The 21906-nt window shown below is 66.5% G+C and carries 24 protein-coding genes; 10 read left to right on the forward strand and 14 right to left on the reverse strand.

Annotated features, from left to right (window positions below):
- Positions 1-201 precede the first annotated feature (201 nt).
- Positions 202-504 carry a hypothetical protein gene (locus F9K07_RS28705; RefSeq protein ID WP_159596636.1) on the forward strand — a complete coding sequence of 101 codons (303 nt, stop codon included), beginning with the start codon at positions 202-204 and terminating at the stop codon, positions 502-504.
- A 90-nt stretch (positions 505-594) separates the two neighbouring features.
- Here F9K07_RS28705 and F9K07_RS28710 read toward each other — a convergent pair whose 3' ends face one another.
- The 5 genes from F9K07_RS28710 to F9K07_RS28725 form a co-directional block, all read right to left on the reverse strand.
- Positions 595-810, reverse strand: a complete 216-nt coding sequence (locus tag F9K07_RS28710; RefSeq protein ID WP_159596637.1) for a hypothetical protein — start codon at positions 808-810, stop codon at positions 595-597.
- A gap of 241 nt (positions 811-1051) precedes the next feature.
- A complete protein-coding gene (locus F9K07_RS32005) occupies positions 1052-2083 on the reverse strand; it encodes an ATP-binding protein (RefSeq protein ID WP_236581741.1) in 1032 nt (343 codons plus the stop codon).
- Between the two features lie 92 nt (positions 2084-2175).
- Entirely contained in the window at positions 2176-2685 is a 510-nt protein-coding gene (locus tag F9K07_RS32010; protein WP_236581742.1) for an AlbA family DNA-binding domain-containing protein, read from the reverse strand.
- 240 nt (positions 2686-2925) lie between these two features.
- On the reverse strand, positions 2926-4233 hold the full coding sequence (locus tag F9K07_RS28720; RefSeq protein WP_159596638.1) for a PQQ-dependent sugar dehydrogenase: 1308 nt from the start codon (positions 4231-4233) through the stop codon (positions 2926-2928).
- Positions 4230-4616 carry a DUF2231 domain-containing protein gene (locus tag F9K07_RS28725; protein ID WP_159596639.1) on the reverse strand — a complete coding sequence of 129 codons (387 nt, stop codon included), beginning with the start codon at positions 4614-4616 and terminating at the stop codon, positions 4230-4232. Before F9K07_RS28725 ends, F9K07_RS28720 begins: the two co-directional genes overlap by 4 nt.
- 87 nt (positions 4617-4703) lie before the next feature.
- Between F9K07_RS28725 and F9K07_RS28730 the strand changes: the two genes are divergently transcribed.
- Positions 4704-5537, forward strand: coding sequence for a cytochrome c oxidase assembly protein (locus F9K07_RS28730; RefSeq protein WP_159596640.1), 834 nt, complete (start codon positions 4704-4706; stop codon positions 5535-5537).
- On the forward strand, positions 5534-6181 hold the full coding sequence (locus tag F9K07_RS28735) for a cytochrome b (RefSeq protein ID WP_159596641.1): 648 nt from the start codon (positions 5534-5536) through the stop codon (positions 6179-6181). Before F9K07_RS28730 ends, F9K07_RS28735 begins: the two co-directional genes overlap by 4 nt.
- Here F9K07_RS28735 and F9K07_RS28740 read toward each other — a convergent pair.
- Complete coding sequence (locus F9K07_RS28740) at positions 6120-6812, reverse strand: c-type cytochrome (protein WP_159596642.1); 693 nt, start codon at positions 6810-6812, stop codon at positions 6120-6122. The genes F9K07_RS28735 and F9K07_RS28740 overlap by 62 nt on opposite strands.
- On the opposite strand from F9K07_RS28740, the gene F9K07_RS28745 reads away from it, so the two are divergent.
- The 5 genes from F9K07_RS28745 (at position 6811) to F9K07_RS28765 (ending at position 11442) form a co-directional block, all read left to right on the forward strand.
- A complete protein-coding gene (locus F9K07_RS28745; RefSeq protein WP_236581743.1) occupies positions 6811-7248 on the forward strand; it encodes a c-type cytochrome in 438 nt (145 codons plus the stop codon). The genes F9K07_RS28740 and F9K07_RS28745 overlap by 2 nt on opposite strands.
- On the forward strand, positions 7211-8206 hold the full coding sequence (locus F9K07_RS28750; RefSeq protein WP_159596643.1) for a cytochrome c oxidase subunit II: 996 nt from the start codon (positions 7211-7213) through the stop codon (positions 8204-8206). The genes F9K07_RS28745 and F9K07_RS28750 overlap by 38 nt, the downstream gene beginning before the upstream one ends.
- Positions 8203-10803: a cbb3-type cytochrome c oxidase subunit I gene (locus tag F9K07_RS28755; RefSeq protein WP_159596644.1), complete on the forward strand. Its 2601-nt coding sequence runs from the start codon at positions 8203-8205 to the stop codon at positions 10801-10803. The genes F9K07_RS28750 and F9K07_RS28755 overlap by 4 nt, the downstream gene beginning before the upstream one ends.
- Positions 10800-11105, forward strand: a complete 306-nt coding sequence (locus tag F9K07_RS28760; protein WP_159596645.1) for a hypothetical protein — start codon at positions 10800-10802, stop codon at positions 11103-11105. The genes F9K07_RS28755 and F9K07_RS28760 overlap by 4 nt, the downstream gene beginning before the upstream one ends.
- A 142-nt stretch (positions 11106-11247) precedes the next feature.
- Positions 11248-11442, forward strand: coding sequence for a hypothetical protein (locus tag F9K07_RS28765; RefSeq protein ID WP_159596646.1), 195 nt, complete (start codon positions 11248-11250; stop codon positions 11440-11442).
- A 5-nt stretch (positions 11443-11447) separates the two neighbouring features.
- On the opposite strand, the gene F9K07_RS28770 is transcribed toward F9K07_RS28765, so the two are convergent.
- Together F9K07_RS28770 and F9K07_RS28775 are read right to left on the reverse strand one after the other, a co-directional pair.
- Positions 11448-11672, reverse strand: coding sequence for a hypothetical protein (locus F9K07_RS28770; protein ID WP_159596647.1), 225 nt, complete (start codon positions 11670-11672; stop codon positions 11448-11450).
- 83 nt (positions 11673-11755) lie between these two features.
- Positions 11756-12013, reverse strand: coding sequence for an SWIB/MDM2 domain-containing protein (locus F9K07_RS28775; protein ID WP_159596648.1), 258 nt, complete (start codon positions 12011-12013; stop codon positions 11756-11758).
- A 135-nt stretch (positions 12014-12148) separates the two neighbouring features.
- Here F9K07_RS28775 and F9K07_RS28780 point away from each other — a divergent pair, with 135 nt between their 5' ends.
- Complete coding sequence (locus F9K07_RS28780) at positions 12149-13057, forward strand: hypothetical protein (protein WP_159596649.1); 909 nt, start codon at positions 12149-12151, stop codon at positions 13055-13057.
- A gap of 10 nt (positions 13058-13067) precedes the next feature.
- On the opposite strand, the gene F9K07_RS28785 is transcribed toward F9K07_RS28780, so the two are convergent.
- From F9K07_RS28785 to F9K07_RS28795, 3 genes are all read right to left on the reverse strand, one after another.
- A complete protein-coding gene (locus F9K07_RS28785; RefSeq protein ID WP_159596650.1) occupies positions 13068-15662 on the reverse strand; it encodes an autotransporter family protein in 2595 nt (864 codons plus the stop codon).
- Between the two features lie 183 nt (positions 15663-15845).
- A complete protein-coding gene (locus tag F9K07_RS28790) occupies positions 15846-16604 on the reverse strand; it encodes an alpha/beta fold hydrolase (RefSeq protein WP_159596651.1) in 759 nt (252 codons plus the stop codon).
- Between the two features lie 18 nt (positions 16605-16622).
- On the reverse strand, positions 16623-17792 hold the full coding sequence (locus tag F9K07_RS28795; protein ID WP_201451492.1) for a hypothetical protein: 1170 nt from the start codon (positions 17790-17792) through the stop codon (positions 16623-16625).
- A 133-nt stretch (positions 17793-17925) separates the two neighbouring features.
- Between F9K07_RS28795 and F9K07_RS28800 the strand changes: the two genes are divergently transcribed.
- Positions 17926-18999 carry a LacI family DNA-binding transcriptional regulator gene (locus F9K07_RS28800; protein ID WP_159596652.1) on the forward strand — a complete coding sequence of 358 codons (1074 nt, stop codon included), beginning with the start codon at positions 17926-17928 and terminating at the stop codon, positions 18997-18999.
- A gap of 3 nt (positions 19000-19002) precedes the next feature.
- Here the strand turns inward: F9K07_RS28800 and F9K07_RS28805 are convergent, their stop codons facing one another.
- The 3 genes from F9K07_RS28805 to F9K07_RS28815 are packed head-to-tail and all read right to left on the reverse strand — an operon-like array spanning position 19003 to position 21866.
- Positions 19003-20073 (reverse strand): ABC transporter ATP-binding protein, encoded by a 1071-nt coding sequence (locus F9K07_RS28805; RefSeq protein WP_159596653.1) that lies wholly within the window; start codon positions 20071-20073, stop codon positions 19003-19005.
- 18 nt (positions 20074-20091) lie between these two features.
- Positions 20092-20997, reverse strand: a complete 906-nt coding sequence (locus F9K07_RS28810; RefSeq protein ID WP_159596654.1) for a carbohydrate ABC transporter permease — start codon at positions 20995-20997, stop codon at positions 20092-20094.
- The gene (locus F9K07_RS28815) at positions 20994-21866 is read right to left on the reverse strand and encodes a carbohydrate ABC transporter permease (protein ID WP_159596655.1); all 873 of its coding nucleotides are present in this window, start codon (positions 21864-21866) and stop codon (positions 20994-20996) included. The genes F9K07_RS28810 and F9K07_RS28815 overlap by 4 nt, the downstream gene beginning before the upstream one ends.
- Positions 21867-21906: the final 40 nt, after the last annotated feature.

Consider the following 21906-nt stretch of genomic DNA (forward strand, 5'->3'; position numbering starts at 1 on the left):
GCTGCAGGATCTACCTAACGCAGAGTCTGCGGCTTTCTCGCTTGAGCCCCTTTTTGGCGGCCCGAGCGGGGAGCTCTCGGGCTCGCCGGTTTCCGCAGGGATTTCACGGTTGTCCAACCCGCATCGGGCCGCCGCCCCTTACGCATCAAAGCAAAGGGCGGCGGTAGACACCTAACCGCAATCTCTAGGGAGCCACAAAACATGAATCAACAACTCACGGCCGCCGCCCAATGCGTCTCGTTGTCGGGCAAGGCATCTGAGCAGGCGATGGATCTGTCGTACAAGTTCAAGTCGTTCGTCGCGCTACAGCGCTTCGTTCAACCCCAGTACGAAGACGAGGCGCAAGACCACGTGCCAGTCACGCGCGCCGAGATGGACGCAATGTTGGAAACACTCAATGCCGACGTGCTGCGGCGCATGGATGCGCTCGCAGACACCTTGACGGTGCTGGGTGCGCAGGCGCGGTTGAGCGTGACATCGCTTGCGCCTTCGCCATCTTCTTGAGAATCGGCGCGCGCTGGTTGTGCGACGACGCGGCCGCCTATTGGCTCTTCGGGCACAGCGCCGCGCCGGGTTCGATGTGGGAGAAGGCAGCTAAGTTGCTGCTGCTCTTTCCTGCCGGGGGTCAAGGCGTACCGCTTGACCATTGCGGAACACGATCAGGTCTGTTCCCGTCTGCAGCGCCACTTGCCGAGCGCGCTCCGCCGCCCGGCGCATAGCGGCCATTGAACCTTTGAGGTTGGCGCTGGCATTCGCGGGGAGCCCGCAGTAAGCAGGAGCAGGCTCGACGACCTTGTTGGGGGTGCTCATGGATATTTCGCTCCAATCGATCATGGCAGGTTGTTCACCCGCGTTGTTCAAACATAGTCCGTGTGCGGTGACTACTGTGTGCTCGAAGGCTTAGCAGGGTGTATCTAGGCTCTGCTTACGCAATTTCAGACGCTGGTGGTCGATATAAGTCGTTGATTTTTGGGGATCGGGTCATCTATCACCCTCGAATCTATCGCCCAGCTATCGCCGATATCGCTTGGTTTGTCCAATAGCGGACTCCTCATACGGCCCAATACCTCCGCCATCGATTGCTGCCTTCGAAACGCACTGCTCCGCGTCGAATCAACTCGTCCAGCGTGCGCTTGATCTGCTTTGTGTGGATTTCGCCGCCCACGCGGTAGTGGACATCGCTGATCGCCGAGGCCGGATACCGCCCGAGGTCTTCCAACACAAGGGCAGCCAGACGGTGTGGTTCGATGCGCTTGAGCGTAGTGGTTGCATTGAAGTTCAGCGTGCGCAGCAGGCTCGGTTCGACGTAATAACGCGTACCCTGGGTGCGGCCAACAGTACCCACAAGTCGCCACTCCAGCAGACGCTTAAGCCAAGGCTGCAGCGCGTCCGCCGTCGGCAACTCCAGCGCTGCAAGCAACTCGCGGGCCGTCATGGCTTCGTGCTGCGCCAGCAAGCCGAGCGCAATACGCTCCCGCTGGCTGAGCGGATAGGTCTGTTCCGCCTTAACCATGAAGTCGATAGAGGCCGGAGCCAAAATGCGGCGGCGCACGGTGACTTGCACGCGGTCGTAGGCTTCGACCAGTTCCGGCACTGGCCTCCCCTGCGAAAGGAGCACCTCGAACATTCTGTCGAAGCCACTGCCTTCCCGCTCCATCAGCTTCAAGTCATGGAACAGTCGGGCAAGGTGCTCGTTGCGTCGCACGGTGGTGTGCAGCACGTTTTGCGGAGTCACGCCCAGCGGCAGCGGTCCGGGGTTCACCACCTCAAGCTTGTCGGGGTGCAGGTTCAGAAAAATGTCGCCGCGTTGAGTGTAGGGACGATGCACCAGGGCATTGACCAGCAGCTCGCGTACAACCACCTCGTCGAAAGCAGGTACGTGCTGCCGAAAAAGCCCGTCAGGAAGTTCATACCGTTCACGGAAGTCGGGGACCTCTCGCCACACGGCTTCAATCAAGGCCATGGGGCTTAACGTGTGGTCGTCCCACACCAGCTTGTTCACCTTCTGGCCAAGATCGTCGAGTTTTATGAACTGGATCACCGGTGCAGTGGCGAGCTGAGCGCGCTGGCGCTGGAGTCCCATGCACAAAATGCCCAAGTGAGTGAGTAAAGGGCCTTGTGCGAGTTGGTAGTGGTCCAGCAGTTCGTCGTCGGTTTTCTCCTTAACCGACGCCTTTACCCGATCGAGGCGCGCAAGCGCTCCAGCAGGCTATCGCGCTGGGCAGAGTCCGCCTGCATGCGAGGCACGTTAAGAGTGGTCAACGTCTCCCACGGCAATGCGGCGCGTTCGTTCGCCAGCCGCATTACGTCGTCGCCGGTGACAGGCTTGCTTTGGTCGGCCACACGCAGAAAGTAATGGCCGTCGGTAGTAGACGCAACGCCCAGGGCGCGCGGGATACGTAGAGCAATGTACTGACCGCCATTAGGCGCAGTCACCACGTCCAGTAACGCAGTGACGTTGACGGTCCTTTCAGCCAGTTTGCGACGCAAGGTGTCGGGCAGCTCGGCTGGGATGCGCTGGCCGGCGGGAGGTTCAGCCTCCGCGTCCTCGATGCCCAACAGCAACTGTCCTCCCGTGGCGTTGGCAAAGGCGATGCAATCCTTGGCGAGTTCGGGCCAGTCCGCGGTCTTGCCGGTGATCGCGCGCAACGACTTCTTATCTAGGAGATGGCCTTCCAAACTCATGGGACGGCCTCTTGCGCTTTGACTGCCCCGTCTCGTATGTGCGGGAGCGCGTTTACCGACCCGACCGGCTGTCGATTCCGGGCGTTTTGCATGGGTCTGTATGTTAACGATTCGCATCGTCAACAGGCACGCTCTTCTAACCATCCTGGACACTTTGGCGGTAGTTGCCCCACAGCTGAGATCGCGAACGCCTGCGCTCTTTTTAAGGCTCGCCAGGGTCGGACACACCCTTACCGAAACTCACCGCCCCCGCGTCACCCGCCAAACCGTATTCGCCAAGTCATCCGCCACGATCAACGCCCCCTTCGGGTCCACCGTCACACCCACCGGCCTCCCCATCGTCTTCCCATCGCTCTGAAACCCGGTGACGAAGTCCACCGGTGGCCCACTCGGGCGGCCGTTGGCGAAGGGCACGAAGATCACCTTGTAGCCCACCGGCTCTTTGCGGTTCCAACTGCCGTGCAGGCCGATGAAAGCCCCTTCCGCAAACGGCGCCGCAAACCCACTCTGTTGCGGCGGCACGAACGACAAGCCCAGCGGTGCCGAGTGCGACTGCAGCGCGTAGTCGGGCTTGATAGTGGCTTTCACTTTGGCCTCGTCCTGCGGCTGCACGCGGGTGTCGACGTTCTGGCCCCAGTACGCATAGGGCCAGCCGTAGAACGCGCCTTCTTTCACCGACGTGAGGTAGTCCGGCACCAGGTCGGGGCCGAGTTCGTCGCGCTCGTTCACCACGGCCCATAGCTGTTTGTTCGACGGCTCGAACGCGAGCGCCGTGGGGTTGCGGATGCCGGTGACGTAGTTGCGCGCAGCGCCCGTGTTGGCGTCGACCTGCCAGACCACGGCGCGGTTTTCTTCAATGTCCATGCCACGCTCGCCCACGTTGCTGTTGGAGCCGATGCCGACGTAGAGGTACCGCCCTTCGGCATCGGCCGCGAGCGATTTGGTCCAGTGGTGGTTGACGGCCGAGGGCAGCTTGGTGACGGACACGGGCGCTGCGCTGGCCTGGGTCTGCCCGGGCACGTAGTCGAAGCGCACCAGTTCGTCCTGGTTGGCCACGTAGAGCTTGTTGCCCACCAGCGCCAGGCCGTAGGGTGCGTTCAGGTCTTTCGCGTAGACCCACCGGCCTTCGTAGGTGCCATCGCCATCGGCATCGCGCAGCAAGGTGAGCTGGTTGCCGCCTTTCACGCTCGTGTTGCCCCTGGCCTTGATGATGCCGGCAATGATGTCTTTGGGCTTGAGCGCGGGCGCGCCACCGCCCTTGCCTTCGGCCACCAGAATGTCGCCATTGGGCAGCACCAGGGACTGGCGCGGCACTTTCAAATCGGTGGCAATGGCTTTGATGGTCCAGCCTTGCGGCACGGTGGGCACGCGGTCGCCCCAGGCTGCGGGTTCGGCAATGCGCATGTTGGGCAGCAGGCCTCGCTGCGGCGGTGGCAGGTCCGGCTGGGCAGGGTTGTTTTGTGCGCTGCTCAAGCCGGCTGCGGCCAGCGCGGCGGCGGCAGCGATCAGCGTCAACGTGATGGTCAGGGTGCGGGTCGGGCGCGTCATGGTGCGACCCTCCGCAGAACGCCGGCCAGCCCGATGGCGCTGGCCACCGCAGCCAGCAGCACGACCACCACCGACAGGACCAAACCGGTGGGCATGGCGGCCCAGCCGTCTTTGCCGTGGACGAAAGCATTGACCAGGCCGATGACGAAGGTGGCCAGCAGCAAGGCCACGTAGCCCCAGCCGGCGCGATGGCGGTGGGCCGCATGGCGCAGCACATGCACCACACCCCACAGCAGCGCGAGGCCGGCCATCACCAGCCCACCCGCGATGAGCCACGAGGCGAAGTTGACCCACTGAATCTCGTGGGTGCGGTAGTAGGCCCAGTCACTGAGCAACGCGCCCAGGAAGAGCGGCACGGAGGAGAAGGTGAGGACGGCATGCATTCGGGGTTTATCGCGGCGTAAGAGGCAAGCGTCTGTTCGCCAACGAACAGTGCGCGGCGCTGCTCCGTGGTGTCATGCGATGCGGAGATGCGGCAAGTCGCCGGGCCGGTACCGCCGGTGCGCCCCTTGTTGGAGGTGAATGCTTTGGAAGAGTTGAAGCGGTGGGTCCCTTACTGCGGCGAGGCGCCCGGCCCCGAGGTCTGGCTGAGCCGCTGGAATCTGGACCCGGTGTTGTGGGTGGTGCTGTTGCTGCTGCTGGTTCGGCTGTTGTGGCCGGTGCGGGTAGGCAGCAGGGCCACGCCCCGGCGCTTGCTGAGCCTGCGGGGCGCGTGGGCGCTCACGTTCGTGCTGTACGTGTCGCCGCTGTGTGCGCTGAGTTCGGCGTTCTTCACGGTGCGGGTGGTGCACCACCTCGCGCTGGTGTTGGTGCTGGCGCCCTTGCTGGTGTTTGGTTTGGAGCCTTTCTTGCGGCGTTGGCCGGTGTCGCTGTGGCTGTCCACCGCGGTCTCGGTGGTGGTGTTCTGGGTGTGGCATGCGCCGGGCGCGTATGCGCAAGCGCTGTCGTCCGACGGGGTCTATGCGGCGATGCAGCTCTCGCTGCTGGTCAGTGCCATGGCCTTCTGGCTTGCGGTGCGCCGCGCCGGGCCGCCCTTGGCCATTGGCGCGGTGCTGGTCACCACGGTGTTGATGGGGCTGCTGGGCGCGTTGATCACCTTTGCCACGCGGCCGCTGTATCCGCCGCACTTCGCGTCTGCGATCGGTTGGGGCGTGGCGCCGCTGGACGACCAGCAGCTCGCCGGCATCATCATGTGGGCGCCGGGCAGCGTCGCGTACCTGGCGGCGGCCATGTGGATCGGCTGGCGCTGGATGAACGCCGAACGCGCGCGCGGCGTGCATGGCGCGCGTGGTGGGCTGGCATGAGCCTGATTGCGGCCATCGAATGGGCCGAGGGTTACCACCGGCGCGGCCTGTACACGCCGATCGGCGTCGCCTTCCATTGGGTCATGGCGGCGCTCATGTTTTTTCAGCTGGGCCATGGCTGGTACCTGAGCTGGCTGCCGGTGGGGGCGGACAAGTACATCGGCTACCAGATGCACACGCAGGTGGGCTTGACGATCATGCTGCTGGGCTCGCTGCGCCTGTTCTGGCGCAGCCAGATCAGCACGCCCGAGACGGTGGACGAGGATTCGTTCGCCGGCCGGGCCAGCCACGTGCTGCAAACCTGGTTCTACTTCAGCTTCTTCGCCTTGCCCGTCAGCGGCTGGGTGATGTGGTCCACCTTGCCGAGCGATCTGCCGCTGTCGATCGCGGGCGTGATCCCGTTTCCGAACCTGCCGTTCGATCAGTTGTCCGAAGGCCTGCAGCACACGCTCATGCAGTGGGCCGCCACGGCGCACTTCTACATCGTGTGGATCACGATGCTGGTCATTCCCGGCCATGCCGGAGCGGCCGTGCTGCACTATGTGGTGAAACGCGACCGCGTGCTGCCGTCGATGTTCGACCTCAACGGTCCTGAAGCGCCGGGCGTAGTGGGATCTGGGCCAGATAAAGGCTCAGCTGCCTGACCTGCACCGCATCGAGCTCTTGCGCCACCTTCAACATCTCATGACCACCGTCGTTGCGCCGTTTCGAAAGCTGCCAGTCCTGCAATTGCTGGGCGAGGTAGAAGGCCGGCTGGGCGTTGAGCGGCGGCCCGTTCACCGTGCCCACACCTTGCGCGCCATGGCAATGCTGGCAGGTGGCGGCGTACAGCGCGGGCGTGGCCGGGTCCACGGTGTCTTGCGTGGCGGGGCGCATGGCCCTTGCCGGCAGCGCGGCGTAGTGCTGGGCCACCCGCACGCGTTCGTGGCTGTCCAGAAAACGCGCCACGTCGCGCATGACGTCGTGCGGCCGCAGGCCGGCGGCGTAGTCTTCCATCTGCTTCTGCAGGTAACCCACGGGCAGGCCGGAGAGGCGCGGCGCGTCGTACCCGTTGCCTTCGCCACGCGCGCCGTGGCAGGTGGCGCAGGCGTAGCGCGCGCCGCCTTCGCCACCGCTCATGGCAATGAGTTCGCCGCTCTGGCCCCAGCGGTCATCGGTGTCTTCCATGCGGTCGGTGCAGGCCGCGTTGAGGGCCACGGTGCAAAACACCAGCAACAGCTTGGCGCTGAACTTCGCAGGCCGGTGTGGGGTGTGCAGCGTGGAGTGTGTGCGCATGGGAACTAGATCATCGTTCATGACGGAGGTTCGCGGTTCACCCAAGGTCAAGGGCAACACCAGGGGCAAACGCAGTGCCTGGCTGGTGCTGGCCTGCTTGGGCCTGGTGGCCTGCGACGGCCCGCCCGACCGCACACCCACCTTGGCCGACGCGGACACGGCCAGTGGCCGCCGGCTCGTGAGCGACAAAGGCTGCGTGGCCTGCCACAGCTTTCCCGATGTGAAGTGGCCGCGCGGCGGCCTCGGGCCTTCGTTGCACGGCTTCGCCCGGCAGGGTTTGATTGCCGGGCAGTTGCCGAACCAGCCCGGCGTGTTGATGCAATTCGTGAGGGACGCGCCCGGGCTGGTGCCCGGGACGGCCATGCCGGCCATCCCGATGTCTGACCAGGAAGCCCGCGATGTCACAGCCTACCTCCTCACGCTCCAATCTCGCTGAGGCCTTGAGCGGCTGGCCGCCGCCGGTGCTCGACCCGCAAGGGCCGTTCTCGAACACGGTCACCTCGCTCGCGTGGGGGTTGATCGCGCTCGTCACGCTGATCTTCGTGCTGGTCTGCGTGGCCATGTGGGTGGCGCTCTACGGCAGCGACACACTGCGCGCCAGGCTCGGGGGCGAAGGCGTCGTGAAATGGTTCGGGCTGTTCATCCCGGCCGGGGTGCTGTTCGTGTTGCTGGTGTGGGGGCTCACGCTGGCCTCGGGCCTGTCGACCATCAAGGGCGATGAGTTGCGCATGCGGGTGTCGGGCAACATCTATTGGTGGCGCGTGTCCTACCTGGACGCGGCCGGCCAAGAGACCCATGCCGACGCCAATGAGTTGCACATACCGGTAGGCCGCCCCGTGGTGCTCGACATGGTGAGCGAAGACGTGATCCACAGCTTCTGGGTGCCCAAGCTCGGCGGCAAGATGGACATGGTTCCGGGCCGCACCAACCGCCTCAAGCTGCAGGCCGACAAGGCGGGTGTGTACGGCGGGCAATGCGCCGAGTTCTGCGGCGGTGCGCACTCGCTCATGGGTTTCGTGGTGGTGGCGCACGAGCCGGCCGATTGGGAGCGCTGGCATGCGGCGCGGCTGGCGCGCCAGCAGCCGCAGGTGGCTCCCGTGGCCCCCGTGAACGACGAGGTGCAACGCGGCCGCCAGCTGTTTGGCGACATGGGCTGCGCCGCCTGCCACCGCATCGCGGGCACAGAGGCGCAAGGCTTGTCGGGGCCGGACCTCACGCACGTCGGCTCGCGGCAGTCGCTGGGCGCGGGCATTCTGCCCAACACGCGGGGCACACTGATCGGCTGGATCGGCGACAGCCAGTCGATCAAGCCCAACAACCGCATGCCCGCCTACCGCACGCTGCAGGCCGACGAGCTCAACGCCTTGGCCGCGTACATGGAGTCCTTGAAGTGACGCCCCGCATTCCCCCTGGCGTGGCCGGTGCCGTGGAAGACGCCGCAAACGCCGCCTCAGACACAGGCTTCGACGCGCGGCTCTACGAACGTTTTCCGACCACGGGCCGAAGACCTCGCGGTGAATTCGAGGCGCTGAAGAAGGTGTGGGCCACGCCCACCGGATGGCGGGCGTTGAGCGCCGTCAACAACAATTTCATCGGCTTCCTGTTCATCGTCACGGCGTTCGGCTTCTTCGTGGCGGCCGGCATCCTGTCGCTGGTGATGCGCGTGCAGCTGGCCGCGCCGCTGGCCGATGTGGTGCCGCAGGAGACCTACAACCAGCTGTTCACGATGCACGGCTCGGTGATGATGTTCCTGTTTGCCGTGCCGGCCGTGGAGGCCATCGCGGTGCTGTTGTTGCCGCAGATGATCGGCGCGCGCGACCTGCCGTTCCCGCGGCTGTCGGCGTACTCGTACTGGGCCTACCTGATCGGCGGCACCGTGTTCTTCTGCTCGATCTTCTTCAGCCTGGCGCCTTCGGGCGGCTGGTTCATGTACCCGCCGCTGAGTTCGGGGGTCTACGCCAAGGGCATCAACGCAGACTTCTGGCTGCTGGGCATCGGCTTCATCGAGATCAGCGCAATCGCCGGTGCCATCGAGCTCATCGTGGGTGTGCTGCGCACGCGCGCACCGGGCATGGCGCTGTCGAAGATGCCGATTTACGCCTGGGCGGTGCTGATCTTCGGTGTGATGATCATCCTGGCCTTTCCGGCCATGATCATGGTGACCTTTCTGCTGGAGCTGGAGCGCGCCTTCAACTGGCCGCTGTTCGACGCCACGCGCGGCGGCGACCCGCTGCTGTACCAGCACCTGTTCTGGTTCTTCGGCCATCCCGACGTCTACATCATCTTCATACCGGCCTCGGCCATGGTGTCGGCCATGATCGTCACGGTGGCGCAGAAGCCGCTGGTGGGGCATGAGATCGTGGTGCTGGCCCTGATCGCCACCGGCTTCATCAGCTTCGGCGTGTGGGCGCACCACATGTTCACCGTGGGCCTGCCAGGCTTGTCGGCGGGTTACTTCTCCGCCGCGTCGATGGCGGTGGCCATTCCCGCGGGGGCGCAGGTGTTCGCGTGGATCGCCACGCTCGCCTCGGGCAAGGTGCAGCGCAACGTGCCTTCGCTGTTTCTGGTGGGCGGCATTCTCATCTTCGTGATGGGCGGGCTCACAGGTGTGATGGTGGGCATGGTCGCCTTCGATGGGCAGGCGCACGACACCTACTTCGTCGTCGCGCACTTCCACTACGTGTTGATCGGCAGCATGGTGTTTCCGCTGTTCGCCGGCTTCTACTACTGGACGCCGATGGTCAACGGGCGGCAACTGTCCGAGCGCGTCGGGCGCTGGGTGTTCTGGCTCAACTTCATCGGTGTGCACGTGTGCTTTCTGCCCATGCACCTCACGGGCTTGATGGGCATGCCCCGGCGTGTCGACACCTACCTGCCGGGCCGTTCGTTCGACGTGCCCAACATGGTCTCGACCGTGGGCGCGTTCATCATGGCGGCCGGGGTGTTGCTGTTTCTGATCGACGCGATTCGCTGCTACGGCCGCAAGGACGATGGCGATGGCAACGCGCGCAACGTGTACCACGGCGGCACGCTGGAATGGCTGTCCACCGGCAACTACGGCGTGCGTTCGATCCCGGTGGTGAGTTCGCTGGAGCCCTTGTGGAACGACGCCCAACTGCGCAAGGACGTGGAAGCCGGGCGCTACTTCCTGCCCGGCACCGCCACCGGCGCGCGCGAGACGCTGATCACCAGCAGCATGCGCGCAGAGCCGCAGTATGTGCAGATCATGCCGGGGCCTGCGTGGTCGCCGCTGCTGGCCGCGTTGTTCACCGCTGGCTGCTTCCTGCTGCTGACGGTGAAGGCCTTGGTGCTGAGCGCGGCCTGCGGCGTGCTGGCCATCGTCTGCATCATGTGCTGGGTGTGGCAGAACGACCGGCACATTGCGCAGAAGCAGGTGGACGCGGGCGCGGGCATTCTGCTGCCGACCTATGTGACCGGCCCGCCATCGCACGGCTGGTGGGGTGCGGTGTTGCTGACCATCGTGCTCGGCATGATTTTTCTGATGGCGATGTTCGGCTACCTGTACCTGTTCGGCTCGCATCCGCAGTGGTGGACGGTCACCGCGCCGCGCAGCACGTTGGTGCCGGGCCTGATGTTGCTGGGCGCGTCGGCGGGCCTGGCCTATGGGGCGCGGCCGTTGATGGCGAGGTTCACGCGCGGCAGCGGGCTCAGCGCCTGGGCAATGGCGCTGAGCATGGCGTGCCTCGTGGCCGCGTTCGCGATGGACGTTCAGAGTTGGTGGAACGCCGGGCTGCGCGGCGATGCCAGCGGGCAAGGCGCGGCGGTGTATGCGATGTTGGCGTGGCACGGCTCCATCGTGCTGACGGTGGTGCTGTCGGCGTTCTACTACGTGGCGCGCTGGACGCGCGGTCTCGCGCCGGGCCCGGCCAACAAGACCCTGGAGGCGCTGCGCATCCTGTTCCTGTTCGCCGCACTCGAAGGTTCGGCCGCGCTGCTGCTGCCACGTCTGGTGCCGTGGGGTGGGGTGTGACAGCGCGCAAGCGTTTGGGTGCGGGGCCGATCCTCACGGCATTCGCCATCTGGTTCGCGCACTTCATGGTGGTCTGGGCGGCGGGCGAGATCTGGCCGCACCAGTGGGTGGCCAACGTGCTGGCGTGGGGCCTCACCGTGGTCGCGCTGCTGGCCTTGGGCGGATATCACATGCGCTTGAAGCAGCAGCACGCCGAAGGCTTGCTCTCCAGCTGGAGCTATCGCTTCGCGTGCGGGGCTGCGGCCATTGCGACTGCGGCGGTGGTGTTCAGCGCCATGCCCTCGGTGTTTTTTCTGCCTTGAGTGGCGAGCGCGGTTGGTCGGCGGCGCAACGCAGGACAAGGCCTACAGCGGGCGTGACCGATGGCCTATGGGTAGGCCTTGGTACGGGGTTCAAACTGGTTTGACAGGTCCATGTCGGACCTTGCATCACCTGGAGCAAACCATGTCCATCACCCCCAACCCACCGGGCCAGACCCCGGCCAAGCCCGTCGATCAACAGCCACCGGGCGACAACCGCGCCCCGGGTGCAAACCCCACCCATCCGGATCGAGCGCCACAGACGAGCCCTGCAGACCGCAAACCCGGTGAAAGGTCCATTGCAGACGTCGACCGCAAGGTTCGAGAAGGCGACGCGTAGCGATCCTATGGCCACACGCGCAGGATGAAAACGCCGAGCGCCACCACCACGACCAGGCCGATGACAGAAAGAACCTCGACGCCGAGCCAATCGTTGTCGACGGGGTTTAACGAGCGAGGGTAGCGGCCGAAGGTGATGATCTTTACCGCGAGCCAGCCGGGCCAGTAGAACACGAAGCTGAACAGGAGTTCCTTGAGCAGGTGCCCAGCAAAACCCAACAAGGCGTCCATGGCGTCTCCTGAGCGCGGCCGTTTTTTTGAACCGAGGCCCTTGCGATCCAGCCTCGGGTGGATACCCCCTTATGGGGCGGCGTTCACTTCAAGTGCTTGCCGACCAGACCCGTCATTTCGAACATCGTCACTTCGTCTTTGCCGAAGACCGCCTTGAGCTTGGCGTCGGCCAGGATGTTGCGCTTGTTCTTCGGGTTCTGCAGGTTGTTGGCCTTGATATATTCCCACATGAGTTTCACGACCTCGGTGCGGGGCTGCGGCGTGGAGCCGATCACGGCGGCCAGTTCGGGGCTGGGGGTGAGGGCACGGTTGAATGCGGTTTGTTTCTTGGCAGTGGTCATGTCAGGCTCTTCAGTTGAAAACTGGCATTCTAGGACCAGGACGCGCGGCGCTCCCTTCGCCCCCAGTTCATGGATGGGCAGGCCCTAAGATCGCCCACCGGGGAAACATCAGCACCGCGCGGAGACCACACCACCATGAGCGAAGCCATTCAGAAGCGACGACGCACGAACCGCGCGCGCGAGTTGCTGGCAGGACTTGCCGTGACGACGGCACTGGCCGTCGCGTTGGCGGTGGCGGCGGAGGTTCTCATCTCGTTGACGGGGCTCGCGTTGGGGGATGGCCACTGGCACCGCACCTGGCGCGACACCGTGCTGCTGGCGCTGCTGCTGTTCGTGCCTTGCCTGTGGATGGGCCAGCGGATCGGGCCCGTGTTGATCGCCTCTTACGACGACGAGGCCCTGCACCCCGCGCCGCACGCGAACATGGGTTTGCAATGGGCGGGCCCGCTGGGGCCGACGCAGCAGAAAGCCTGGGACGATCTCTCGGCCTGGGCCCAGGCCGGCATGGGAGATGGCCACTCGCCGTTCTGGCGCCCCTGGGTGCTCCCCGATGTGGACGAGCGCTTCAACGTGGCCGTGATGGAGGGTGACAGCGGTGGCGGCAAGTCGCATCTGGCCGGATCCTTCGCGCGCTTCCTGGACGGCAATGACGAGCTCGCGCTCCATGCGGGCGCATCAAAGCTCAAGGCCTGGCGCTACAAGCTGCTGGTGAAATGGCGCGAGCTGTGGTGGTGGAGAAAGCGGCACCCGCGCCAACCCTGGGACAGCGGCTACCTCGTGGAAGACCCGGCGGCGCTCGCGCAGCTGGCGCACTTCAGGCCGCGCAGGCCCACGCTGATCCTGGCGGACGGGTTGAGCGGGCGCAGTCTGGAAGAGGCCTTGCGCGCGCTGAGCGCGGCGCGGGTGGACTATCGGCACCCGGTGCGCTTGCTCGTCATCGACGTGGCGTTGCCCAGTGTGATGGCGCTTGGGCTCGACCACGAAAGCGGCCAATGGAAAACGAGCGTGATCGACTTGGGCCCAGCCGTGCGGCGGATTGCGTGACCGGCGGCGGCTACCAGCTCACCCGAAGGCCGACGCTGCCGTTGAGCCCGCTGCTGTGGCGCGCATCGCCGCTGTGGGCCCAGAGCTTGCCGATCTCGCCGTAAAGGCTGGTGGTGGCCGACAGCGCGAGGGTCGCGCCCGCGGCCAGTTCGCTGCTGACGCCGCCGGTGTTCGTGGCCACATCGGCGAAGCCGGCCGGGCCGGTGAAGCGCGTGGTGTCCGTGCCGCTGCTGCCCCGGTACAGGTTCCAACGCGCATAGGGCCGCAGCAGGCCGGCGGCGGTGGACATGTCGCCCTTCACGCGCAGGCCCGCTCTCACGGTCCAGTGGCCGCGCGTGTGCTGTTGAACATCGGCACCAGTGATGCGCGCCTCGTCGAGGTTCACGCGTTGGTGGATCAGTTGCAGCTGGGGCTCCAGCGTCCAGCCGGGCGCGATATCGAAGGCCCGTCCCGCTTCCACCGAGGCCAGCAGGCTGTCGCCCTTGCCGTGGCCCGCGGTGGCGGTCAGTGGCGACACGCTGTAGCGGTGGCGGCCGCCTTGCAGCACGGTGTCGACGTAGAGGCCGCTCTCATGGTGGTAGGTGGCGTAGGCGCCCAGGTACTGGCTGCGCAGCTTGTTGCTGCCCACGTACAGGTTGGCGATGCCGCTGGCGAAACCGCGCACGCGCATGTCGCCGTTGAGTTGGCCCACGTACAGGCCCGCGCGCCAGGTGGCGGTGGGCGCCCACAGGTCGATGCCTGCCTGCAGGCCGTGCAGGCGGCCTTCGCTGCTGGGGCTTGCGTCGCCGCTCTGGCGCACGGTGTGGTCGGCGCCGATGAAGCGCGCCCAGGTCTGGCGATCGGCGCGCCCGCTGGCGGCGGCGTCGCCCACGCGCTGGTGCAGGTTGCCCAGCATCACCCGGTTGCCGGTGCGCAGTTGTTCGGGCAGCGCGGCGAACAGCGGCACTTCCACGCGGTAGGCCGTGGTGGATGGGCCGGCCGCCAGCGAGCGCGAACGCAGGAACCAGCTTTCGCCCGCGTTGTTGGCGTCGGCCGCGAACAGGCGGTATTCGAACGCGCCCGCGTCGACGTGGTCGCCCTCGAGGCTGAAGGCGTCTTTCGTGGTCTGCGCCGTGGTGGTGGCACCGTTGACCGCGCGGACGATCTCGATGCCGTCGCCCGTGGTCTGCGCGCCCAGGCCGCCGAGGTTGGTGATCTGCACGGTGGTGGTGCCGCTGGCGCTCGCGCCCGCGCCATCGATCACGAGCCGGTCGCTGATGCTGGTGCTGTCGCCCAGCGCGGTGCCCATGTGCAGCCGTGCGTTGTGGCCGACATAGTTGCCGGTGACGGTCAGCGTGCTGCCGGGCGCGCCGCCCAGCAGCGAGACGGTGCCCGCGTTGTCCAGGCTGGCCACGGTCTGGTCCAGGCCCGCGGTGTCGAGCACGGTGCCGACGGCCACGGTGTGGGCGGACGTGGGACTGAAGGCGTTGGCCAAGCCTGCTCTCAACGTCCCCTGCGCCACCGCCGTGGTGCCGCCATAGGTGTTGGCGGCGGACAAGGTGAGGGTGCCGCCGCCTTGCTTGGACAGGCCGCCCACGCCCGAGAGGGTGCTGGCGGACACCACGTCGAAGCCATTGGAGTCGAGGACCATGCCGCCGGCGCCCAGGTTGAAGGTGCCGGCCACGAAGCCCTGGATCAGCGTGCCGCTCGCCAGCGCCCGCAAGGTGCCGTTGTCGAAGGTCACCGTGGCGCTGCCCACGCCACGGCGAAGCACCCTGGTTTCGACGACGCCGCCGGTGTCCACGAGCAGCGCGCCACTCGAACCGGCGTTGCCCACGCCCAGGTTCACGAGCGGTGCGCTCACCCGGCCGCCATCGCGAACGGTGAGCGTGCCGTGTCCCTGCTCCAGGATGAACTCGCCGAGGTACAGGCTGCCGGAGGAGGTGAAGCGCGAGCCTGCTCCGGTCACCAGCATGGACCCGGTGCCGTTGCGGCCCATGACGGCACCGCCATTGATCACCTGCGTCAGCGCACCGTTGGACACGGTGATGCTGGCGCCATTGGCCGCGCCGCCCGTCATGAGATAGGTGTCGGCCGTCCAGGTCGTGCCGGGACCGTCGACCACCACGCTGATGTTGTTGGCCAGGGTGTTGACGCTGTCCTCGCCGACGAAGGAGCGGCCCGTGGTCAGGGTGCCGCCGTTGGCCAGGTTCACGGTGACATCGCCAGCGCGGCCAAAGACCATGTCGCCATCCACCGTGAGGCCGGAGCCCGTGTCCTCGATGCGCAGACCGCCCTGGCTCCAGTCCATGAAGTTCCTGACGCGCAGCGTGGCACCGTTGGACACGGTCAGCGCGAACGTGCCCACCGAGCCCTCGACGCCGACGTAGTTGTTGCTGCCGGTGTCCCAGGCCGTGCCCGCGCCGTTCAGGTTCAGACCAAAGCCGGATGCGGAGATGAAGAGGCTCGTGGGGCTGGTGGCCAGGTCGAACACGGTGCCGGCGGGGGTCGTGATGTTCTGCCCCAGCGTCAACGTAGTGTCGGGATCGCCGTCGGTGTTCGACAGGGTGACCGCCTGTGTCAGCTCTGTCGTGTCGTTCACCGGGTAGTCGACGGCATGCGCCATGGGTACGAATTGAATACCCGCCGCCATCCCGAACGCCCATATCGGCGCGCATTTGTAAGACCTGTTCACGTTCCCACCTTTCGACATAGCGGCCCCGCTGGCTCGAAAGGGACCCTTGGGTTCAGATCGGCGAGTGTGGCCGATTCTTGAGGGTAGTGGTCCTGGAACGGACACGAACCGCGGTCACGCCTGCAACAAGCTCTGCGCCCACCACCGGCCCGCGGCTTCGGCAAGCGCCTCTGGCGTTTCCAGCGGCACGAAGTGGCCCACTCCCTGAAACCGGACCCACCGCGCCTGGGAAACGGCTTGCGCGATCTCGGCTTGCCGATCGGGTGGGTTGATGAGGTCCTCGTCGCCGCTGGCGATGAGCACGGGCATGCGCAGCGCGGCCAGCCGCGGTCGGCTGTCGGCGCGGTGGTTGGCGATGGCGGCCTGATCGGCGTACACCGCGGGCCCGGCGGCGAGCGCCATGCGCAGCACCGCGTCTGCCATGGCCGCATCGCCCAGCCGGGCGGGCGCCACGTAGCGCGGCCACAGATCGCGTCGCAGGTGGCCGGCCATGTCGGCCCGTGCCGCCGCCACGCCGGCCTCGCGCTGGGCCGCGTTCTCGGGTGGGTCGGGGCGTGCGTTGGCGGCCACCAGTGCCATGCCACCCACCCGCTCAGGCGCCTGCGCGGCCATCTCCAGCGCGACGATGCCGCCGAGTGAAAAGCCCATCAGCGCGAAGCGCGGTGGCAGCACCTTCAGCAGCGCGCGCGCCATGGCAGCGGCGCTCTGCTGCCCTGCGAGCGTGGGCGTGATGGTGGGCGGCGCGCCGCCGGGCCAGCACTGCAGCATGGGCGCCCACACCCGGGCGTCGCAAAGCGTGCCGGGCAACAGCACCAACGGCAGCGCCTCGGCGTGTGCACGTGGAGCCTGTGCCGGGCGGCCGTCGGCGTTCATGCGGGGTTCAGGCCGTGTTCAGGCGGCGAGGACAACGCCGATGCCCAGCGCGGTGGGCGGCAGCAAGCGCTTGGACGCGATGCGACCATCGGGGTCGAGCACGAAGCCGGCGGCCTCGGCCTGTTGCTGCACCTCGTTGCTCCAGACGATGCGCTTGCGGTGGTCGCCCGATGTCATCACACCGATCTCGGCCGGAATGTCGCCCACCGAACGGATCTCGCGCCACACGCCTGCCGGTGTGGCGTACACGTCTTGCGGACCGAGGCGCACGGCGACCGCATCGGCACCCTGGTTCACCAGGATCTCGACCGTGCCCTGCATGACGGACAACACCTGCTTCTCGCGCAACAGGAAACACCCGGTGCGGCCGCCGGGCGCGAGCCGCAACCAGTCGATGGAGAAACCATGCGCACCCTGGATGGGGGCGATGTGGGCGCGCTGTTCGGTGATGCCGAAGCCCAGCACCGGGGCGAGTTCGCAGCCCGCGCCCGCTTGCAGCGCGCCGAGCAAGGCCGTGCTCGACCACTCGCGCGCTTCGGCCTTGAGCATGCGCGTGGCCATCTCTTCGGGCGTGTACAGGCGCAGGCCATTCATGTCGTCGTCGGTAAGCGGTGTGATAAGCGTTTGCGGCGCGGGCGCTTCACCGCCCGGTGCCACTTCCACGAGCATGTTGTCGCGGCTGAGGTACAGGCTGTGCTCGGCCGCCGCCTTGAGGATGGAGGGGTGCCAGATGATGCCGCCGGTGTCGTCGCCGCCGAGCGCGGTGACGATCCAGCCGTTGTCGGTGCCGACGTTGGTGAAGCCGCGAAAGATCCAGGTCGGCACGCTCAGCACGTCGCCCGGCACGCCCTCCACTTCGTGCATGGTGCGGCCATTGCCCCAACGAAAGCGCCAGCGGCCTTCCTGCACCAGGAACACCTCGGCGGTGAAGTGCACGTGCAGGTTGTTCGTGACACCGGGCGGCATCGCGCCCACACCCACGCTGAAGCCGTGCGGCTCGGTGATGTTGACGAACTGTTCATCGGACTGCGTCACGCCCGGCCCGATCAGCGAGTAGTTCTCTTTCAGGTCGGAACCCGGCAGCTTGCAGTCGATGAACGCGAGCTTGCAGGCGACCATGTCGGTGCGGCGGATGGCGCGCGCCTGGGCGGCTTCGGGGCTCAGGGTCAGGTGGGTTGTGGTGTCCATGTGTCCTCGGGGCGGGCGATGTATTTCGAGCAATGCATTCGAATGCATTAGGATTGTGCGCCACCCGAAGTCAAGAAGCAAGCACCCCTTCGGCATCGAGCCAGTACAGTCGCAGGCACAGGAGCCTCCGTCCATGCCGCCACCCCGCGTCCCATCGCTTTCGTCCGCCCGCGCAGTACGCTCCGCCACCGCAAGCCGTGGCGCCACGCCCAGCGGGCGCGCCACGTCCTATGACGTGGCCGTGGCCGCGGGCGTGTCGCAACCCACGGTGTCGCGCTGCTTCGCGCCCGAGAGCCACATTTCCGAGAAGACCCGCGCGCACGTGCTCGCGGTGGCCGAGCAGCTGGGCTACACGCCCAATGTGTTGGCGCGCTCGCTCATCACCCGGCAGTCTCACGCCGTGGGCCTGGTGATCACGCGCTACACCATGCTGGCCACGCCCGGCTTGCTGCACGCGCTGGGCGACGAGTTGGCGCGCGCGCACAAACGGTTGATTCTTCTGGCGGTGGAAAACGATGAGGACGCGGGCGCCGCGCTGAACGACATCCGGGGTTATCCCCTGGACGGGCTCATCAGCTGCGCCACGCTTGACGACGCCTCCCTGCTGCACTTCAAGCGCCACGGTGTCCCGCTGCTGTTTTTCAACCGCGCACCCGGCAAGGTCGGCGCGGACAGCGTGTCGACGCACCACGCAGAAGGCGCAGCGCAACTCGCCACCGCGCTGCTGGCCGCTGGCTACCAGCGCTTCCTCTGCATCGGCGGGCCGAAGAAAGCCCCGGTGAGCGTGGAGCGCATGAAGGGCTTCACGGCCACGCTGGCGCAGGCCGGCATGGCGCCGCAGATGGTGGTGCATACCGACTTCACTTACCAGGGCGGCCACGACGCGTTTCTCGCCGCTGTACAGCAAGGCGCAAAGCCCGATTGCGTCTGGTGCGCCAACGATGCAATGGCACTCGGCGTGATCGACGCCTGCCGCTGGGAACTGGGCTGGCAGGTGCCGCAGGACGTGGCCGTGGCCGGCTTCGACGACGTGGCCGAGGCCTCGCGTTCGGGCTACCGGCTCACCACCGTGCGCCAGCCGATCGGGGAGATGGCGGCGCGCGCCGTGGCGTTGCTGCTGGAGCGCGCGCAGGAGCCCTCGCTCAAGCCCCGCGCCATCGCCTTCGACGGCAATCTGGTCGAGCGCGCTTCTGCCGCGCTCGGTTGAGCGTCAGAGCCTTGCTTCGGTCTTCGGATCGAAGAAGTGGCAATGCTGCGCGGGTAGCGCGAGCGCCACGGGGTCGCCGATGGCCAGGCGCAGGTGCCTGTCACCGCGCACGCACAGGCGGTCCTTGCCCACTTCCACCGTGAGCAACACCGCGTCCCCGGTGAGTTCGGACATGTAGACCTGGCCCTTGAGCAGCGCCTCGCCGTCCTGGGCGCTGCCCTCGGCAGCTACACGCAAGTCTTCGGGGCGCACGCCCAGAACCACATCACCCTGCGCCGTGGCCGGTGGCGTGAGGCCATCAAGCCGTTGTACGCCCACGTGCACCACGCCACCTTGCACGGTCGCGCTCAACAGGTTCATCGGCGGTGAACCCACGAAACCGGCGACGAACAGATTGGCCGGGCGCGCGTACACCTCGGCCGGCGTGCCCAGCTGCTGGATCACACCGCTCTTCATCACCACGATGCGATCCGCCAACGTCATGGCTTCGATCTGGTCGTGCGTCACATAGATGGTGGTGATGCGCATCTCGGCCTGCAGGCGGCGGATCTCGGCGCGCATGGAAGCGCGCAGCTTCGCGTCCAGATTCGACAGCGGCTCGTCCATCAGGAACACCTGCGGACGGCGCACGATCGCGCGCGCGAGCGCCACGCGTTGCCGCTGGCCGCCCGAGAGGTCGCGCGGACGCCGCGCGAGCAGGTGTTCGAGCTCGACCTTCTGCGCCACTTCCTGCACCTGGCGTTGGCGCTCCTCACGGCCGACGCCGCGGATCTTGAGCGGGTAGCCGATGTTGTCTGCCACGCTCATGTGCGGGTAGAGGCCGTAGTTCTGGAATACCATGGCCACGTCGCGGTCCTTGGGCAGCGCGTCGGTCACGTCCTTGTCCCCGATCCAGATCTGCCCGTCCGACGGTTCTTCCAGTCCGGCGACCATGCGCATGGTGGTGGTCTTGCCGCAACCCGATGGGCCGAGGAACACCATGAATTCGCCGTCCTGGATGTCCAGCGATTGCCGTGCCACGCCGACCACGTTGCCCCAGCGTTTTTCGATATTGACGAGTTTGACCAATGCCATGACGGCTCTCCGGAAAAATCAACGGACCGCGCCGGCCACCAGGCCTGCGGCGAAATAGCGCTGCACGAAGCGCGAGAGGATGAGCATGGGCGCGATGATGAACAGGCCCATGCTGGCCATGATGTCCCAGGCATCGCCTTCTTCGGTGCGCGCGCCCATGAGGGCCACCGGCAAGGTCACCGCGTGGTCGCGGCTGAGCACGAGCGCGTAGAAGAACTCGTTCCACGACACCACGAAGGCGAAGATGGCAGCGGTCGCAATGCCCGGCACCGCCACCGGCACCACCACCGTCCACAGCGCCTGCAGGCGCGTGGCGCCATCGATCTGCGCGGCCTCTTCCATGTCGGGCGGCAGCGCGTCGAAGAAGCCCTTGATCATCCAGGTGGCGTAGGGCACGACGAACGACAGGTTGGCGATGATCAGCGCCCAGCGCGTGTCCAGAAGGCCGAGGTTTCTAAACACCACGAACAGGGGAATGACGATGATCACCGGCGGCAGGAACTGCGTGGCCAGCAGCACCAGGGGCGCGACCTGTCCGCCCGGATAGCGGAAGCGCGAGAACGCGTACGCGGCCACGGTGGACACCGGAATGGCAATGGCCAGCGTGCCGGCGGTCACGAGCACGCTGTTGAGCAGGCGTGCGCCGACCAGGTAGGGCGACTGGAAAGAGGCCACCACGTTGGCCCAGGTGGGTTCGAACAGGATGGCGAGCGAGAACACGTCGGCACGTGGCTTGAAGGCGGTGGCGATGATCCAGACCACCGGCAGCACCCACAGCACCGTGATGAGCACGATGGCGATGTTGCGACCAAGGTCTTTGTGCCGCCTTGCGCGCGATCGCGGCACCGCCACCACTGCGCGGTGGGGCAGCGAAGAGCTTGTCGTCGTGGTCGGGGTGGTGGTCGTGGTGGTGGTGTTGCTCATGAGGCACCTCGCATGGCGAAGCGGGCGTAGACCATGGCCAGCGCCATCATCACGGCGGCCAGCAGCCAGGCCATGGCCGAGGCATAACCGATGTCGTAGAAGCGGAAGGCGGTGGTGTAGACCATGTGGGGCAAGGTGTCGGTGGCCGTGCCGGGGCCGCCTGCGGTCATCGTCACCACCTGGTCGAGCATCTTCAGCGAGAAGATGGTCTTGAGCAGGATGGCGATGGCCAGCACCGGCCACAGCTGCGGCAGCACGACCTCGAAGAAGATGCGCACGGAACCTGCGCCGTCCACGCGTGCCGCCTCCACCGTCTCGCGCGGCAACGAGGCCAGCGCGCCGATGAAGGTGAGCATGAAGTACGGCGCCCAGTGCCACACGTCCACGATCACCAGCGCGGCCATGGCCAGCGCCGGGCGCGAGAGGATGGGCTCGGGCGCCAGGCCGGGAATCAGCGCGCGCAGCACCGCATCGATCGCGCCGAACTCGGGGTTGAGCATGAAGCGCCACGAGATGCCGATGAGCGCGGGCGACATGGCAAACGGGATCACGAGCAGCGTGCGGGCGTTCAGGCGCAGACGCCCGTCTCCCGCCAGCAACAGCGCCATGCCCATGGCCACCACCAGCGTGAGCAGCACCGAGGGCACGGTGAACAACAAGGTCACCTTGATGCTGCCCAGGAACTCCTGGTCTTCCAGCAGGTAGGCGTAGTTCGCCAGGCCGTTGAAGCCCTCTGGCGTGGACGAACGCCCCAGGTTCCAGTCGTAGGTGGAGTACACCAGCGACTGGAGCAGGGGGTAGAAGAGCGTGGCCACACACACCAGCAAGGCGGGCGCGAGCAATAGGTATTTCAGCGTTCTGTCGTGCATGGCTGTGCGTGGGGCGACGTTCTCACTTCAAGCGTTTCGG

It is taken from the genome of Hydrogenophaga sp. BPS33, from assembly GCF_009859475.1.
Lineage (GTDB): Bacteria > Pseudomonadota > Gammaproteobacteria > Burkholderiales > Burkholderiaceae_C > Hydrogenophaga.

What these genes read in the sequence shown, in the direction of transcription:
- F9K07_RS28710 (WP_159596637.1), bottom strand. Translation starts at nt 810, where the DNA reads ATGAGCACCCCCAACAAGGTCGTCGAGCCTGCTCCTGCTTACTGCGGG.
- F9K07_RS28730 (WP_159596640.1), top strand. Translation starts at nt 4,704, where the DNA reads ATGCGGCAAGTCGCCGGGCCGGTACCGCCGGTGCGCCCCTTGTTGGAG.
- F9K07_RS28800 (WP_159596652.1), top strand. Translation starts at nt 17,926, where the DNA reads ATGCCGCCACCCCGCGTCCCATCGCTTTCGTCCGCCCGCGCAGTACGC.
- F9K07_RS28725 (WP_159596639.1), bottom strand. Translation starts at nt 4,616, where the DNA reads ATGCATGCCGTCCTCACCTTCTCCTCCGTGCCGCTCTTCCTGGGCGCG.
- F9K07_RS28810 (WP_159596654.1), bottom strand. Translation starts at nt 20,997, where the DNA reads ATGAGCAACACCACCACCACGACCACCACCCCGACCACGACGACAAGC.
- F9K07_RS28765 (WP_159596646.1), top strand. Translation starts at nt 11,248, where the DNA reads ATGTCCATCACCCCCAACCCACCGGGCCAGACCCCGGCCAAGCCCGTC.
- F9K07_RS28720 (WP_159596638.1), bottom strand. Translation starts at nt 4,233, where the DNA reads ATGACGCGCCCGACCCGCACCCTGACCATCACGTTGACGCTGATCGCT.
- F9K07_RS28705 (WP_159596636.1), top strand. Translation starts at nt 202, where the DNA reads ATGAATCAACAACTCACGGCCGCCGCCCAATGCGTCTCGTTGTCGGGC.
- F9K07_RS32005 (WP_236581741.1), bottom strand. Translation starts at nt 2,083, where the DNA reads ATGGGACTCCAGCGCCAGCGCGCTCAGCTCGCCACTGCACCGGTGATC.
- F9K07_RS28735 (WP_159596641.1), top strand. Translation starts at nt 5,534, where the DNA reads ATGAGCCTGATTGCGGCCATCGAATGGGCCGAGGGTTACCACCGGCGC.
- F9K07_RS28795 (WP_201451492.1), bottom strand. Translation starts at nt 17,792, where the DNA reads ATGGACACCACAACCCACCTGACCCTGAGCCCCGAAGCCGCCCAGGCG.
- F9K07_RS28775 (WP_159596648.1), bottom strand. Translation starts at nt 12,013, where the DNA reads ATGACCACTGCCAAGAAACAAACCGCATTCAACCGTGCCCTCACCCCC.
- F9K07_RS28785 (WP_159596650.1), bottom strand. Translation starts at nt 15,662, where the DNA reads ATGGCGCATGCCGTCGACTACCCGGTGAACGACACGACAGAGCTGACA.
- F9K07_RS28780 (WP_159596649.1), top strand. Translation starts at nt 12,149, where the DNA reads ATGAGCGAAGCCATTCAGAAGCGACGACGCACGAACCGCGCGCGCGAG.
- F9K07_RS28805 (WP_159596653.1), bottom strand. Translation starts at nt 20,073, where the DNA reads ATGGCATTGGTCAAACTCGTCAATATCGAAAAACGCTGGGGCAACGTG.
- F9K07_RS28815 (WP_159596655.1), bottom strand. Translation starts at nt 21,866, where the DNA reads ATGCACGACAGAACGCTGAAATACCTATTGCTCGCGCCCGCCTTGCTG.
- F9K07_RS28740 (WP_159596642.1), bottom strand. Translation starts at nt 6,812, where the DNA reads ATGCGCACACACTCCACGCTGCACACCCCACACCGGCCTGCGAAGTTC.
- F9K07_RS28750 (WP_159596643.1), top strand. Translation starts at nt 7,211, where the DNA reads ATGTCACAGCCTACCTCCTCACGCTCCAATCTCGCTGAGGCCTTGAGC.
- F9K07_RS28745 (WP_236581743.1), top strand. Translation starts at nt 6,811, where the DNA reads ATGGGAACTAGATCATCGTTCATGACGGAGGTTCGCGGTTCACCCAAG.
- F9K07_RS28790 (WP_159596651.1), bottom strand. Translation starts at nt 16,604, where the DNA reads ATGAACGCCGACGGCCGCCCGGCACAGGCTCCACGTGCACACGCCGAG.
- F9K07_RS32010 (WP_236581742.1), bottom strand. Translation starts at nt 2,685, where the DNA reads ATGAGTTTGGAAGGCCATCTCCTAGATAAGAAGTCGTTGCGCGCGATC.
- F9K07_RS28770 (WP_159596647.1), bottom strand. Translation starts at nt 11,672, where the DNA reads ATGGACGCCTTGTTGGGTTTTGCTGGGCACCTGCTCAAGGAACTCCTG.